We start from the raw sequence: 15,222 nt of genomic DNA, 5'->3' as shown, positions 1-15,222 counted from the left end.
AACAAAACCTGGAGCTGGTCTATGAAAACTGGAATTAAAGTACTTATTGGTGCATTAGCTTTTGTCGTGACCAACGCATATGCCGCGGAATTTATGACAAAACTTGAATTTGAAAAGGTTGAGTCGCAGTACACAAAAATCGGTGATATCTCAACGAGTAATGAAGTTTCTGTCTCAGACGCTAAAGAAGAGCTGCTGAAGAAAGCAGAAGAGAAAGGGGCCGATGTGGTGGTATTAACCTCCGGTCAAACGGATAATAAAATCCATGGCACAGCCAATATCTACAAGAAAAAATAATACGCTACTGTAAAAATCACGATACCCGCCGGTCATTGTATCGGCGGGTTTTCTTTTAATCTGCGCCAGAAGGTGGTTCGGCTTACCCCGAGATATCGTGCAGCCGCGGTTTTATCGCCATTGAATTGCGCCAGCACCTGCTGCGGCGTCAGCGATGAGGATACCTGCGGCGCGTCAGCAGCAACGGCCAGTTCCGGTAACAGCTGCTGCAGGAATTGTACGTTCAGCTCCGGCTGCGGCTCGACGCTTAAAAACAGCGCCAGGCGCTCCATCATATTACGCAGTTCACGGATATTCCCAGGCCAGCCATAATTCAGTAACGTCGGTTGACTCAGACCCAGCCCCTTGCGCACAGGTTCAGAAAACGGCACCTCCAGTTCCGCCAGCGACTGTTTTAAAAAGCCTTCCGCCAGCGGCAGGATATCGGGCAATCGCTCGCGTAGCGGCGGTAGCGTGAGGCGCAAAATACTCAGGCGATAAAACAGATCGGTGCGAAATTCTCCCTGTTTTATCTCCTGCTCCAGATGACAGTGGGTGGCGCTAATCACTCGTACATCGACCGGAATCGGCTGATGTCCACCGACCCGGGTGACCTCTTTTTCTTCCAGCACGCGCAGCAGTCGGGTTTGTAACGGCAGCGGCATTTCGCCTATCTCATCAAGAAACAGCGTTCCGCCGTGGGCGATTTCAAACAGGCCCGCGCGTCCTCCCCGACGGGAGCCGGTAAAGGCGCCATCCTCATAGCCGAACAGCTCCGCCTCCAGTAATGATTCGGTGATTGCCCCGCAGTTGACGGCAACAAACGGCGGCGAAGGTTTACCGCGCCGATTCTCCTGACGGGTGAAAAACTCACGATGAATTGCCTGCGCCGCCAGCTCTTTGCCCGTGCCGGTTTCGCCCTGAATCAGCACCGGCGCACGCGAACGGGCATAAAGCATAATGGTGTGCCGCACCTGTTCCATCTGTGCCGAGTGACCGCGCATATCCCCCAGCGCATAGCGGGTGCGCAGCGTATCGCCGGAAACGTACGGACCGTTTCTGCGCAGCGTCAGACGAGTCATATCGAGCGCATCGACAAAGGCCTGGCGCACGGTGGCCGCCGAATAGATAAAGATGCCGGTCATGCCTGCTTCTTCAGCCAGGTCGGTAATCAACCCCGCGCCGACGACCGCCTGCGTGCCGCTGGCCTTCAGCTCGTTGATTTGCCCACGGGCATCTTCTTCCGTGATATAGCTGCGTTGTTCAAGCTGCAAATTGAAGGTTTTTTGAAAAGCGAGCAGCGCGGGGAGGGTTTCCTGATAGGTAATGACGCCAATCGACGAGGTGAGCTTTCCCGCTTTGGCCAGCGCCTGTAGCACGTCAAACCCGCTGGGTTTAATCAGGATCACCGGAATCGATAAACGGCTTTTCAGATACGCCCCGTTGGAACCCGCGGCAATGATGGCATCACAACGCTCGGTGGCTAACTTCTTGCGGATATACGTCACCGCTTTTTCAAAACCAAGCTGAATAGGGGTGATGGTTGCCAGGTGGTCGAACTCCAGGCTGATGTCGCGAAACAGTTCGAACAGGCGCGTGACCGAAACGGTCCAGATAACCGGTTTGTCGTCGTTCACCCGCGGCGGAAGATGCGTATCAGCCATAACCATCCTAAAAAGTAAGGCACCGAGTATTAGGGTTTAGTTGTGTTTCATTAATGTTGCAATGAAACGTGAAGGAACGTTTCATGAAACGATAGCTGACACGCTTTTGTGCAACAAAGATACAAGGATTTAATTTAATATATTGTTTTTAAAGATAAATATATAAATTAATTAAAAATTAAGGTCTTTGGCATACCCCTTGCTTTAAATAAATCAACGAACGATAACAAGTTGATAACAAAGGACGGGATATGTCTCTACACTCCCCAGGGCAGGCGTTTCGCGCCGCGCTCAGCAAAGAAAACCCATTACAAATCGTTGGCACCATCAACGCCAACCACGCTCTGCTGGCCCAACGCGCCGGATATCAGGCGATTTATCTCTCCGGCGGCGGCGTCGCGGCTGGGTCTCTGGGTCTGCCGGATCTCGGTATTTCTACCCTTGATGATGTGCTAACCGATATTCGCCGCATTACTGATGTTTGCCCGCTGCCATTGCTGGTGGATGCGGATATCGGTTTTGGATCGTCAGCTTTCAACGTGGCGCGGACCGTGAAGTCAATTTCCAAAGCCGGTGCCGCCGCGCTGCATATTGAAGATCAGATCGGCGCCAAACGCTGCGGTCATCGCCCGAACAAGGCGATCGTCTCGAAAGAAGAGATGGTCGACAGGATCCGCGCCGCCGTCGATGCGCGTACCGATCCCAACTTTGTGATCATGGCGCGGACCGATGCATTGGCGGTGGAAGGGTTAGAGGCCGCCATCGAACGTGCCCAGGCGTACGTCGAAGCAGGCGCGGATATGTTGTTCCCGGAAGCCATTACCGAGCTTGCCATGTACCGTCAGTTTGCCGATGCGGTACAGGTGCCGATCCTCGCCAACATTACCGAATTTGGCGCTACGCCACTGTTCACCACCGATGAACTGCGCAGCGCGAACGTCGCGATGGCGCTGTATCCACTGTCGGCCTTCCGCGCCATGAACCGCGCTGCGGAAAAGGTTTACAACGTGCTGCGCCAGGAAGGAACGCAAAAGAGCGTTATCGACATTATGCAGACGCGCAACGAGCTGTACGAAAGCATCAATTACTACCAGTTCGAAGAGAAACTCGACGCGTTGTATACCAAGAAGTAACCGTCGTAGGCCGGATAAGGCGTAGCCGCCATCCGGCAATAAATTTGTACCCTACATATTATAAAAATGACGAGGACAACATGAGCGACACAACGATCCTGCAAAATAGTACCCATGTCATTAAACCTAAAAAATCGGTTGCGCTGTCAGGCGTCGCAGCCGGAAATACCGCGCTGTGTACCGTAGGCAAAAGCGGTAACGACCTGCACTATCGGGGCTACGATATTCTCGACCTGGCGCAGCAGTGCGAATTTGAAGAAGTCGCGCACCTGCTGATCCACGGGAAATTGCCCACCCGTGATGAGCTCACCGCCTATAAAAGCAAATTAAAAGCGCTGCGCGGACTGCCCGCAAACGTGCGTACCGTTCTGGAAGCGCTGCCTGCTGCCTCGCACCCGATGGACGTGATGCGCACCGGCGTCTCCGCGCTGGGTTGTACGTTGCCGGAAAAAGAAGGGCATACCGTCTCCGGCGCACGCGATATTGCCGACAAGCTGCTGGCATCGCTCAGTTCTATTCTCCTGTACTGGTATCACTACAGCCATAACGGCGAGCGTATTCAGCCTGAAACTGACGATGATTCCATTGGCGGCCACTTCCTGCATCTGCTGCATGGCGAAAAGCCGTCGCGAAGCTGGGAAAAAGCGATGCATATTTCGCTGGTGCTGTACGCCGAACACGAATTCAACGCCTCCACCTTCACCAGCCGCGTGATTGCAGGGACCGGATCCGATATGTATTCCGCGATTATTGGCGCGATTGGCGCACTGCGTGGTCCGAAACACGGCGGGGCGAATGAAGTATCGCTGGAGATCCAACAGCGCTACGAAACGCCAGACGAAGCGGAAGCGGATATCCGTAAACGCGTTGAAAACAAAGAAGTGGTGATTGGCTTTGGTCATCCGGTTTACACCATCGCCGACCCGCGCCATCAGGTGATAAAGCGCGTGGCGAAACAGCTTTCTCAGGAAGGCGGTTCGCTGAAAATGTACAACATCGCCGACCGTCTGGAAGACGTGATGTGGGAAACGAAAAAGATGTTCCCCAACCTCGACTGGTTCTCGGCAGTCTCCTACAACATGATGGGCGTCCCGACTGAAATGTTCACACCGCTGTTTGTCATCGCCCGCGTCACCGGCTGGGCGGCGCACATCATTGAACAGCGCCAGGACAACAAAATTATCCGTCCTTCCGCCAATTACACCGGCCCGGAAGATCGTGTCTTTGTCGCGATAGATCAGCGTTGCTAATACAAAACCTCTAAATATAAAAAACAGGAACCCTTGTTATGTCTGCACATATTTCGAACGTCCGCCCGGAATTTGACCGTGAAATCGTTGATATTGTTGATTACGTCATGAATTACGAGATCACTTCGACGGTAGCGTATGACACCGCGCATTATTGCCTGCTTGATACCTTAGGCTGCGGCCTGGAAGCGCTGGAATATCCGGCCTGTAAAAAACTGCTGGGGCCGGTAGTCCCAGGGACTGTGGTGCCGAACGGCGTGCGCGTTCCGGGCACCCAGTTCCAGCTCGATCCGGTGCAGGCGGCGTTTAACATCGGCGCGATGATCCGCTGGCTGGACTTTAACGACACCTGGCTGGCCGCGGAATGGGGTCATCCTTCCGATAACCTCGGCGGCATTCTGGCCACGGCTGACTGGCTATCACGCAATGCGGTAGCAGTGGGGAAAGCGCCGTTAACCATGAAAAAAGTGCTCACCGGAATGATTAAAGCCCATGAAATTCAGGGCTGCATCGCGCTGGAAAACTCTTTTAACCGCGTCGGTCTCGATCACGTCCTGCTGGTAAAAGTGGCCTCCACGGCGGTGGTCGCCGAGATGCTTGGCCTGAACCGGGATGAAATTCTCAACGCCGTATCGCTGGCGTGGGTTGACGGTCAGTCGCTGCGTACCTATCGCCATGCGCCAAATACCGGCACGCGTAAATCCTGGGCAGCTGGCGATGCAACCTCGCGCGCGGTACGTCTGGCGCTGATGGCGAAAACTGGTGAGATGGGGTATCCGTCTGCGCTGACGGCGAAAACCTGGGGCTTTTATGACGTCTCTTTCAAAGGCGAATCGTTCCGCTTCCAGCGCCCGTACGGCTCTTATGTGATGGAAAACGTGCTGTTTAAAATCTCCTTCCCGGCCGAGTTCCACTCGCAGACTGCGGTAGAGGCGGCGATGACGCTGTACGAGCAGCTACAGGCTGCAGGGAAAACGGCGGCGGATATCGAAAAAGTGACCATTCGTACGCACGAAGCCTGTATCCGCATCATCGATAAAAAAGGCCCGCTGAATAACCCGGCGGATCGCGATCACTGCATCCAGTATATGGTCGCCATTCCGCTGCTGTTCGGGCGTTTAACCGCGGCAGATTATGAAGACGGCGTGGCGCAGGACAAACGCATTGATGCCCTGCGCGAGAAGATCAACTGCTTTGAAGATCCGGCTTTTACAGCCGATTACCACGATCCTGAAAAACGCGCCATCGCGAATGCCATCACCCTGGAATTCACCGATGGCTCACGTTTTGAAGAAGTGGTGGTGGAGTACCCAATCGGCCACGCGCGCCGTCGTAACGACGGGATGCCGAAGCTGGTCGAGAAGTTCAAAATCAACCTGGCGCGTCAGTTCCCGACCCGTCAGCAGCAGCGCATTCTGGATGTCTCCCTGGACAGAACTCGCCTGGAGCAGATGCCGGTCAATGAGTATATGGATTTGTTTGTTATCTGAAACCCGACTCATCAGGCGTAAGTTCAACAGGAGAGCATTATGTCTTATAGCGAGTTTTATCAACGTTCTATTACGCAGCCGGAGTCGTTCTGGGCCGAGCAGGCCCAGCGTATTGACTGGCAGCAGCCGTATACGCAGATACTGGACCACAGCAATCCGCCGTTTGCCCGCTGGTTTTGCGGCGGGACGACCAATCTGTGCCATAACGCCATCGACCGCTGGCTGGAGAAACAGCCCGAGGCGCTGGCGCTGATTGCTGTGTCATCAGAAACCGAAGAAGAACGCACGTTTACCTTTCGTCAGTTGTATGACGAAGTGAATGTTGTGGCAGCGATGCTGTTGTCGCTCGGCGTACAGCGCGGGGATCGGGTACTGGTTTATATGCCGATGATCGCCGAAGCGCACATTACGCTGCTGGCCTGCGCACGCATTGGGGCGATCCATTCAGTGGTGTTCGGTGGTTTTGCTTCGCACAGCGTGGCGGCGCGCATCGATGACGCCCGACCGGTGGTTATCGTTTCGGCGGATGCCGGGGCGCGCGGCGGCAAGATCCTGCCCTATAAAAAGCTACTCGATGATGCGATCGATCAGGCTCAGCATCAGCCGCGTCATGTGGTGCTGGTCGACCGCGGTCTGGCGAAAATGGCGCGGGTGGAGGGGCGTGACCTCGACTTTGCCGCGCTACGCCAACAGCATCTCGGCGCACGGGTGCCGGTTGTCTGGCTGGAGTCGAACGAAACGTCCTGCATTCTCTACACCTCCGGGACAACCGGTAAACCGAAAGGCGTCCAGCGCGACGTTGGTGGTTACGCGGTCGCGCTGGCGACCTCGATGGACACCATTTTCGGCGGCAAAGCGGGCGGCGTGTTCTTCTGCGCGTCGGATATCGGCTGGGTGGTTGGGCATTCCTATATCGTGTATGCCCCGCTGCTGGCGGGGATGGCGACGGTGGTTTACGAAGGGCTGCCAACGTATCCGGACTGCGGCGTATGGTGGAAAATTGTTGAGAAGTATCAGGTCAGCCGGATGTTCTCGGCCCCGACCGCCATCCGCGTGCTGAAAAAATTCCCAACCGCGCAAATCCGCAATCACGATCTCTCCTCGCTGGAGGTGCTGTATCTGGCGGGTGAGCCGCTGGACGAACCGACCGCCAGTTGGGTAACGGAAACGCTGGGCGTCCCGGTTATCGACAACTATTGGCAGACTGAATCCGGCTGGCCGATTATGGCTATCGCCCGCGGGCTGGACGACCGACCGTCGCGGCTGGGCAGTCCTGGCGTGCCGATGTACGGCTATAACGTGCAGTTGCTCAATGAGGTGACCGGTGAACCTTGTGCGGCGAACGAGAAGGGGATGCTGGTGATTGAAGGGCCGCTGCCGCCGGGCTGTATTCAGACTATCTGGGGGGATGACGCGCGGTTTGTGAATACCTACTGGTCGCTGTTTTCCCGCCTGGTGTACGCCACCTTTGACTGGGGTATTCGCGATGCCGATGGCTATTACTTCATTCTGGGCCGTACGGATGACGTGATCAACGTGGCCGGACACCGGCTGGGGACGCGCGAGATAGAGGAGAGTATTTCCAGCTATCCAAACGTCGCCGAGGTGGCGGTAGTTGGCGTGAAGGATGCGCTGAAAGGGCAGGTGGCGGTCGCGTTCGTTATTCCAAAACAGAGCGACAGTCTGGAAGACAGCGACATTGCCCATTCGGAAGAGAAGGCGATTATGGCGCTGGTGGACAGTCAAATTGGTAATTTTGGTCGTCCGGCGCACGTCTGGTTTGTGTCGCAGCTGCCGAAAACACGCTCCGGCAAAATGCTCAGACGGACGATTCAGGCGATCTGCGAAGGCCGCGATCCTGGCGATCTGACGACCATTGACGATCCCGCATCGTTGCAGCAAATCCGTCAGGCGATCGAGGAGTAACGTCGTGTGATGCCCGGTGGCGCAATGCTTACCGGGCCTACGTGTTAATCAACTTTCTTATACGGCCCGTGATAGTAATCAAACGGCGCATAAACCGTATCGGCCACGAACGATAACGGCACATCAACAAATAATAGTGCTAAATCGAAATAGTTATAATCGTAAGCGCCCGGGTTTTTTAGTTTATCAATATCATGGCGCATACCCACGTAATACGTATCTGAATCCTCGCCTGCCGTGCGCGCATCAATGCTGCCACATCCTGTAAGTAATACGCTGATAAAGAGCGTTGTTACCGCAACCGTCTTTTTGCTCATGCTATGACCTGGCTTCTCGCCGCTTTTTTATCATAACGATAAAAAAGCGGCGTGTTGTCCTCGGAACTTAAACCACCAGGTCAGGACTCATCGTGTGAGGATGGCACATCGTAGGCCGGATAAACCACGTGAGTGGTGCATCCGGCAAAGAGGCTTTTACAGCGTGACGCTTTCGCGACGACGCAGCAGAGAAAACGGCCCCGGTCCACTTAGGGTAAATACGGAAATCAACGTGAAGCTTAGCGCAATTATCCCCAGCACCAGATACGCCCCCTGGAAACCAATACTCTCATACATTTTTCCGGCCAGAACTGACATGAAAATCATTGCTAACTGTTTGAAGAAACAGAAGCACACCAGGTAAATTGTGGCCGAGAAGCGCACTTCAAACTGACTGGTGATGTATTTGAAGCAACCGACGATCAAAAACGGTATTTCAAACATATGCAGCGTTTTGAGAATGACGACCTCAAGCGCAGAGGTGGCGAAGGAGGAGCCGATGATCCGCACCGACATTATCGTACCGGCCAGCAGCAGGGCGTTCTTTCCGCCAATGCGGTTCACAATCAGCGGCGCAAAGAACATGATAGAGGCATTAAGTAATTCCCCCATGGTCGTGACGTAGCCAAACACACGGGTACCCTGTTCGCCGGTGGCAAAGAACGAGGTAAAGAAGTTGGCGAACTGCTGGTCAAACACATCATACGTACAGGAAACGCCGACCACGTACAGGGAGAGGAACCAGAGTTTCGGTTGTTTAAATAACTCCAGCGCCAGCTTCAGACTGAATGCCGAGTTGTTGGCGCCTACCGCATCCGCAACTTTTGCAGAAGAGGGGACCTCTGTTTTTGAAAAGAGCAGCAGCAATGCCAGAATGACCGCACAGCCGGAACCTAACCAGAAGACAAACTGGTTATTGATGGTGAACATAATCCCGGCAATTGAGGCGCACAGCGCCCAGCCCACGCAGCCAAACATGCGCGCGCGACCAAATTCAAAATTGCTTCGGCGGCTGGCTTTTTCAATATAGGCTTCAATCGCCGGGGCGCCGGCATTGTAGATAAAGCCAAGGTAAATCCCGCCGACAATCGAACCCAGTAAAATATTAACCTGTAATAACGGGCCAAAGACGTAAATAAAGAATGGGGCAAACATTACCAGCATTCCGGTAATTACCCACAGCAGGTGTTTACGCAGGCCAAGCTTATCGGAAAGCAGTCCGAAAACAGGCTGGAATAATAACGAAAATAGTGAAATACAGGCGAAAATGATCCCGGTGTCACCTTTACTGATATGGTTTACATCGTGTAACCAGATAGGGAAGAAGGGGAAATAGGCACCCATAATGAAAAAGTAAAAGAAAAAGAAGAAGCCGAACATCCAAAAGTTAGTGTTTTTCAAATAATACATAATGGACTTCCTTACGATGAATGCGGGCAGGGGGGAACCTGCCCGATTATTATTATTTTTGACCCCAGACCAGCTGGTAGTGGTAGCGTCCGGCACTCAGCAGGAACTCTGGTGAAACGGAAGGACTCCAGGAGTCGTCACCGCCCACGCCCATATGGAAGCCATCAATATTGACCCAGGTACCTGCCTCCGGTTGCAGCAGATGGCGGTGGCTGATTTCCATCAGTTGCTTCTGGCTAAAGCGGCTGATGTTGAACAGGAAGTCCCCTCGCCATTGATGCGCGCCGTAGCGTAGCTCACGCGTGTTGCAGCGCAGACCGTTTTCGCCAGGGAAAACATACGGGGTGTACATCTCATCAAGTGACAAATCCCAACGATCAAAACAGGCGGCGCTCAGGCGATCCGGGTAGTTCTCATGTGGGCCGAGACCTAACCAGTTCACCCGCTCAGCGACCTGCGCCAGCTGGCAGCTCAGGCCGATGCGGGCCGGATGTGGCGTGCCGCTGGCGACGTCGACATCCACCGTTATCTGCATCTCACCATTGCCGTCAATGCGATAGCTTTTTCGGCTGACGAACAGCGTTTCGCCCTGATACTGCCACGCATGTTCGGTGGCGATCAGTACCGCATTGCTCAGCGTGTCGGCAGCACAGTGCAGTAACGTTGCTTCGACCAGATAATGACCGGCGGCTTTCCAGCGTTCGACCCAGGCGTTAGGGTCGATGCGGGTTGACTCGCTCACGCCGATGTCGTTGTCCAGCGGCGCGCGGGTGAACTGGTCAGTAAGCGGGGTTAACAGCTGAGCTGCGTCGCCAATCCAGTACTGTGTCAGCAGGCCAGACTGACGGTCGAATTGCCAGCGCTTGTCGTTGATCTCAACAGTAAAGGTGTTTTCGCTCACGTTCAACTGTGGTGCGGTACGGGCAGTTGGCCGTGGCGCCAGGCTGAGTTTCTCTTCCAGCTTCCATTGCTGCCAGGCGCTAATGTGCCCGGCATCTGACCATGCGGTGGCCTGAGGTTGCTCTACGCGTACCGTTAGCCATAACTGGCCGGCGGTTTCCGGCATCGGGACATCTGGCAGGGTAATCACCTGGCGACTCTGTGGGGCGATATCCAGCACGATTTCTCCGGCGGCCAGCGGGTTGCCATCCTGGGCAATCGACCAGTGCAGAACTTCGTTATCGCTGTGGCGGAACAGATATTCGCTGGTTACTTCAATCTGGCGTTTGGGTCCCGGCAGCAGCGTAAACTGGAAAAACTGCTGCACATGTTTGGCCTCGTATAATGCCGGATGCGGGGTGCGATCGGCGAACACCAGGCCGTTCATGCAAAACTGACGATCGTTAGGCGTGTCGCCAAAATCACCACCGTAGGCAGACCATGCCTTGCCGTTCTCATCATATTTAATCAGCGACTGATCTACCCAGTCCCAGACAAACCCGCCCTGTAGGCGCGGAAATTGACGGAACGCTTGCCAGTATTTGGCGAAGCCGCCAAAACTGTTGCCCATGGCGTGGGCGTATTCGCAGAGGATCAGCGGACGCTGCTCGCCGGGCATCGACAGCCACTTTTTAATCGACCATTTGGGTACCGCGGGGAAGGGCTGATCCTGATCGACGCGGGCGTACATTGGGCAAATAATGTCGGTCGCTGTGGTATTTGCGCCGCCGCCTTCATACTGTACCGGGCGGGACGGATCTTCTGATTTTATCCAGCGGTAGAGCGCGTCATGGTTGGTGCCATGCCCGGATTCATTGCCCAGTGACCAGATGATGATGCTCGGGTGGTTGCGATCGCGTTGCACCATGCGCGTGACGCGCTGGCTCATGGCTGGCAGCCATGCGGGATCGTCGGTGAGGCGATTCATCGGCACCATGCCGTGGGTTTCAATGTTGGCTTCGTCGACCACATACAGGCCGTAGCGATCGCACAGGGTGTACCACAATGGATGGTTCGGGTAATGGGAGCAGCGCACGGCGTTAAAGTTATTCTGCTTCATCAGCAGAATATCCTGCACCATCGTCGCCTCGTCCATCACCTGACCGTTGACCGGATGGTGCTCATGACGGTTGGTGCCGCGAATCAACAGCGGCTTACCGTTGAGTAACAGCAGGCCGTTTTCAATACGAACCTGACGAAAGCCGACATCACAGGCTTCCGCTTCAATCAGCACTCCGTCAGCGGTACGTAACTGGACCACAGCGCGGTACAGATTAGGCGTTTCGGCACTCCACAGCGCCGGGTTTTCGACGTTCAGACGCAGGGTAACCCGATCATGATAAGCGCCGCGTTCATCAATAATTTCGCTGCCGAGCGGGGAAGTCGTTTCGTGAGTGAGCGTTTCACCGTCCCACAATTGCAGGGTGACGCGTAAATCTTCGCTCTCGTTGTCCGCCACTCTGACTTCTGTTTCCAGCGTGGCGCGGCTGAAATCGTCGTTAAAACGGGTGTTAATGCGCAGGTCGCGGATTTGCGTAGTGGGCTTATGCAGCAAAGATACATCGCGAAAGATCCCGCTCATGCGCCACATGTCCTGGTCTTCCAGATAACTGCCGTCGCTCCAGCGCAGCACCATCACAGCCAGGCGGTTTTCTCCTGGCAGCAGATAATCGCTAAGATCGAATTCAGACGGCAGGCGGCTGTCCTGACCGTAGCCAACCCAGCGACCATTGCACCACAAATGAAACGCGGAATTCACCCCGTCAAAAATAATGCGCGTCTGACCTTCATCTAACCACGCGTCTTCGATACTGAATGTGAGCGAGTAACATCCTGTCGGATTCTGCGCTGGAACGTACGGGGGGTTAACCGGGATCGGGTAGGTGACGTTGGTATAAATTGGCGCGTCGTAACCGTCCATCTGCCAGTTAGAGGGGACGTTGATAGTATCAGCCTGTGGCAGATCGCTCGTCAGCCAGCTTTCCGGCACGGCCTCAGGCGCGGAAAACCAGGCGAACAGCCACTTGCCATTCAGCGAGCGTAACTGAGTTGATCGCTGATTGGTGCGCGCATCATCCGCTGAGCGCCAGCTACAAAACGGCGGGTGCGCCTCCAGGCGGTTGAGCTGCGTGACGCCGGGATTTTCCCAGTCACGGCGGGCCAGTACAGCGGAGAGTGAATCTGTGTTCAGGTTCATAACGGTATCCTGTTTGAATTTGTTATTCGCTCACAATTTCAATCAAAATACGAATAAGCGATCCCCACTGTAAAGGATGGGGCGCTCAATGAGTGAACTGACTCACACAATTGTTATGCGTTCACAATTTGGGTGTGAGCTGCGAAACTTGCCGCGCTAGCTGGATCAGTGAGTCGGCCAGCACCTGGGGTGAGAGGGTTTGCGTATCGGGAGGCAGAACCGTATTGCGCTTAACCAGGGTTACGGGCAGCAGTTGGTTGCCCACGCTTGAGGTCCCACGGGGAAGTTGCAGCAGTCTGTCTACGCTGGTTTCACCCAGTAACGGAAAATCCTGCCTGATGGTGGTCAGTGGTGGGATGTAGCAGGCGCTGTCTTCGGTGTCATCGTAGCCAATCACCGAGATATCAACCGCCACCCGCAGACCGAACTCGCTGATTGCCCGCATCGCGCCCAGCGCCATTTGATCGTTAGCGACCAGCATGGCGGTGGGGAGATTACCACCATTAAGCATATGCAGCGTTTGCTGAAAACCTGACATCGCGCTCCAGTCGCCTTCCAGCTCCGCGGTGGGTTGCAGCTGGTAGTGCGCCAGATATTTATGCCACCCCGCATGGCGAAGCCTTGCCGAAACCGAAGTGTGTGGCCCGCTCAGCAGGGCGATACGCTGATGCCCATGCTGCACCAGATGTTCAACGCCGAGACGTGCGCCGTCGTCATGGGAGAAAATCACGCTGTTAATTGGCGTTTGATCTGAGACATCGAGAAACAGCACCGGCACCGTACCGCAGGCGGCAGCCACGGCAATGGCGTCTTCTTCATCCAGCGGGTAGTTGATGATAAGCCCGGTTACGCGTTGAGAAAGCAGGTTGTGGACTGCGGCTTTACATGCCTCAACGCCGCTACGTTCGACCATGGCGATCACCACGCAGGCCCCGGACTGGTCGGCGCGGGATTTTATGGCGGCAACGATTTGCGAGGGGGCGTGCAGGGCAAGGTTCGCCGTCACGACGCCAATCAGCGGCGTCTGTTTGCCCGCCAGCTGCTGTGCGACACGGTTGGGGATGTAATTGAGCTCCGCCATCGCGGCCTCAACTTTCTGTCGGGTTTTTGCGGAAACGTGGCTGGCCTGATTCACGACGCGCGAGACGGTCTGGTAAGAGACTCCTGCATAGTCTGCCACATCGTATAGCGTTACCGGTTTCACGTTTATCACCCCTGTCATGACGTTATCTGCGCGCTATGATGCCACAGCGGGACGGTTTTGGGGTATTTGCGCATTGGTTCTGCGAGGCGCATTCCAGGGTTGCAGATCGTGTGCTGGAGGATTTATCGTCGTGATGCTTAACAGCATAAAAAAGTGAGGACATCGTGAGCGACTCTGCGGCAAACAACATTCTGTCCATCTACCAACGTCATGCGGAGGCCTTTGCCAGCCAGCGTTCACGCGCACTGTTCGAGAAAAGCTGGCTGGATAAGTTCATCACCGTGATGGGCGGACAGGGCAGCATTGTGGATATTGGCTGCGGCAACGGTCAGCCGATTGCTGGTTATTTTATTCAGCAAGGCTTTCAGCTTACGGGAATTGATGGTTCTGCGGCGATGCTGGCGCGGGCCCGGCACACTTTTCCCGCACAGCGCTGGCTGGAGCAGGATATGCGCGAGCTGGGACTTAACGAGACTTTCGATGGTCTGATCGCCTGGGACAGCTTTTTCCATTTAACTCAGCAGGATCAGCAAAAGATGTTCCCGATTTTTGACCGACTCAGCCGTCCCGGCAGCGCGCTGATGTTTACCAGCGGGACGGAAAACGGTATCGCGATGGGGCAATTTGAGTGCGAACCGCTGTTTCACGCCAGCCTCGCGCCGGATGAATACCGCGCATTGCTGTCAGCGCACGGTTTTGTGGTGGTAGAGATGGTGATGGAAGATCCGCACTGCGCCGGGCATACCATCTGGCTGGCGCAAAAACGTGGCTAAATTCTAAACGTTAAGCGTTCCCTTCTCTTCCTTCCCTTCTGCTTTGGTGAGCCCTATTAAAACAAAAGGCATAATTGTCAAATGAGTGAGTTGGTTGCTAAAAAATACTGATATGGGCTGTATTCGTCGGAACGAAATTTACACAGGGTATAAATCGACAAGAATAAACCCAGGGTTGCAATAAAACCATTGAGTATTGCCAGAATAAGGAAGAAAAGAACGATCGCGGAAGGTTTAATTATGCTGGTATTCATTTCTAATTATTCCATGTTTTTTAACGCTATTACTTTACGACAATTAAGTTAAGCGATAATAGTACAATTTCCAGGTATTGCGGATTCCGCTTATTTAGTGCCGGGGAGGTGTGTCTGTTAGCACGATGCGAGTGGCGTCATCGTAGCGTATTGTCCAGATCGTTAATGTGGGTAAATGGGCGATTTGCGATGGGATTAGGTCAACAGAGTAAGAATAATTTAACTTAAGAGCATAAGAAATCCTAAAATGCAATTGGAATGAAGTGAAATAGCACTTAATGTCTTTACTTTTGTTTACATTTTGTGCTTTTTTACAAGGATCGGCTGTGCTTTACAGTCAAGTTCGCTTTCGTACTTTTATGGGGGGTGGGGTGAAGTTCAGGGATGAA

11 protein-coding genes are annotated in these 15,222 nt (G+C 54.3%); 6 read left to right on the top strand and 5 right to left on the bottom strand.

Translation table 11 applies throughout. The features are described 5' to 3' along the window. The first annotated feature begins 21 nt into the window (after nt 1-21). Complete coding sequence (yahO, locus tag HV352_RS18480) at nt 22-297, top strand: DUF1471 family periplasmic protein YahO (protein ID WP_016151944.1); 276 nt, start codon at nt 22-24, stop codon at nt 295-297. 32 nt (nt 298-329) lie between these two features. On the opposite strand, the gene prpR is transcribed toward yahO, so the two are convergent. Continuing rightward, entirely contained in the window at nt 330-1,940 is a 1,611-nt protein-coding gene (gene prpR, locus HV352_RS18475) for a propionate catabolism operon regulatory protein PrpR (protein ID WP_046275626.1), read from the bottom strand. A 251-nt stretch (nt 1,941-2,191) separates the two neighbouring features. On the opposite strand from prpR, the gene prpB reads away from it, so the two are divergent. The 4 genes from prpB (at nt 2,192) to prpE (ending at nt 7,739) form a co-directional block, all read left to right on the top strand. Further along, the gene (prpB, locus tag HV352_RS18470; RefSeq protein WP_016155797.1) at nt 2,192-3,073 is read left to right on the top strand and encodes a methylisocitrate lyase; all 882 of its coding nucleotides are present in this window, start codon (nt 2,192-2,194) and stop codon (nt 3,071-3,073) included. A gap of 80 nt (nt 3,074-3,153) precedes the next feature. Further along, on the top strand, nt 3,154-4,323 hold the full coding sequence (gene prpC, locus HV352_RS18465; RefSeq protein ID WP_016151947.1) for a 2-methylcitrate synthase: 1,170 nt from the start codon (nt 3,154-3,156) through the stop codon (nt 4,321-4,323). Nucleotides 4,324-4,361: 38 nt separating this feature from the next. Beyond that, complete coding sequence (locus tag HV352_RS18460; RefSeq protein ID WP_016155798.1) at nt 4,362-5,813, top strand: bifunctional 2-methylcitrate dehydratase/aconitate hydratase; 1,452 nt, start codon at nt 4,362-4,364, stop codon at nt 5,811-5,813. 39 nt (nt 5,814-5,852) lie between these two features. Next, entirely contained in the window at nt 5,853-7,739 is a 1,887-nt protein-coding gene (gene prpE, locus HV352_RS18455; RefSeq protein WP_181634962.1) for a propionate--CoA ligase, read from the top strand. Nucleotides 7,740-7,783: 44 nt separating this feature from the next. Here the strand turns inward: prpE and HV352_RS18450 are convergent, their stop codons facing one another. From HV352_RS18450 to HV352_RS18435, 4 genes are all read right to left on the bottom strand, one after another. Further along, nucleotides 7,784-8,056, bottom strand: a complete 273-nt coding sequence (locus HV352_RS18450) for a YceK/YidQ family lipoprotein (RefSeq protein WP_016151950.1) — start codon at nt 8,054-8,056, stop codon at nt 7,784-7,786. A 156-nt stretch (nt 8,057-8,212) separates the two neighbouring features. Continuing rightward, nucleotides 8,213-9,466 (bottom strand): MFS transporter, encoded by a 1,254-nt coding sequence (locus HV352_RS18445; protein ID WP_016151951.1) that lies wholly within the window; start codon nt 9,464-9,466, stop codon nt 8,213-8,215. A 52-nt stretch (nt 9,467-9,518) separates the two neighbouring features. Continuing rightward, nucleotides 9,519-12,602, bottom strand: coding sequence for a beta-galactosidase (locus HV352_RS18440; RefSeq protein WP_181634961.1), 3,084 nt, complete (start codon nt 12,600-12,602; stop codon nt 9,519-9,521). 121 nt (nt 12,603-12,723) lie between these two features. Continuing rightward, on the bottom strand, nt 12,724-13,806 hold the full coding sequence (locus HV352_RS18435) for a LacI family DNA-binding transcriptional regulator (protein WP_181634960.1): 1,083 nt from the start codon (nt 13,804-13,806) through the stop codon (nt 12,724-12,726). Nucleotides 13,807-13,970: 164 nt separating this feature from the next. Between HV352_RS18435 and HV352_RS18430 the strand changes: the two genes are divergently transcribed. Further along, nucleotides 13,971-14,579, top strand: a complete 609-nt coding sequence (locus HV352_RS18430) for a class I SAM-dependent methyltransferase (protein WP_181634959.1) — start codon at nt 13,971-13,973, stop codon at nt 14,577-14,579. Nucleotides 14,580-15,222 lie beyond the last annotated feature (643 nt).

It is taken from the genome of Citrobacter sp. RHBSTW-01044 (assembly GCF_013781945.1).
In the GTDB taxonomy this organism is placed as follows: Bacteria; Pseudomonadota; Gammaproteobacteria; order Enterobacterales; family Enterobacteriaceae; genus Citrobacter; species Citrobacter braakii.
This window is presented reverse-complemented; position numbering and strand designations above follow the sequence as displayed.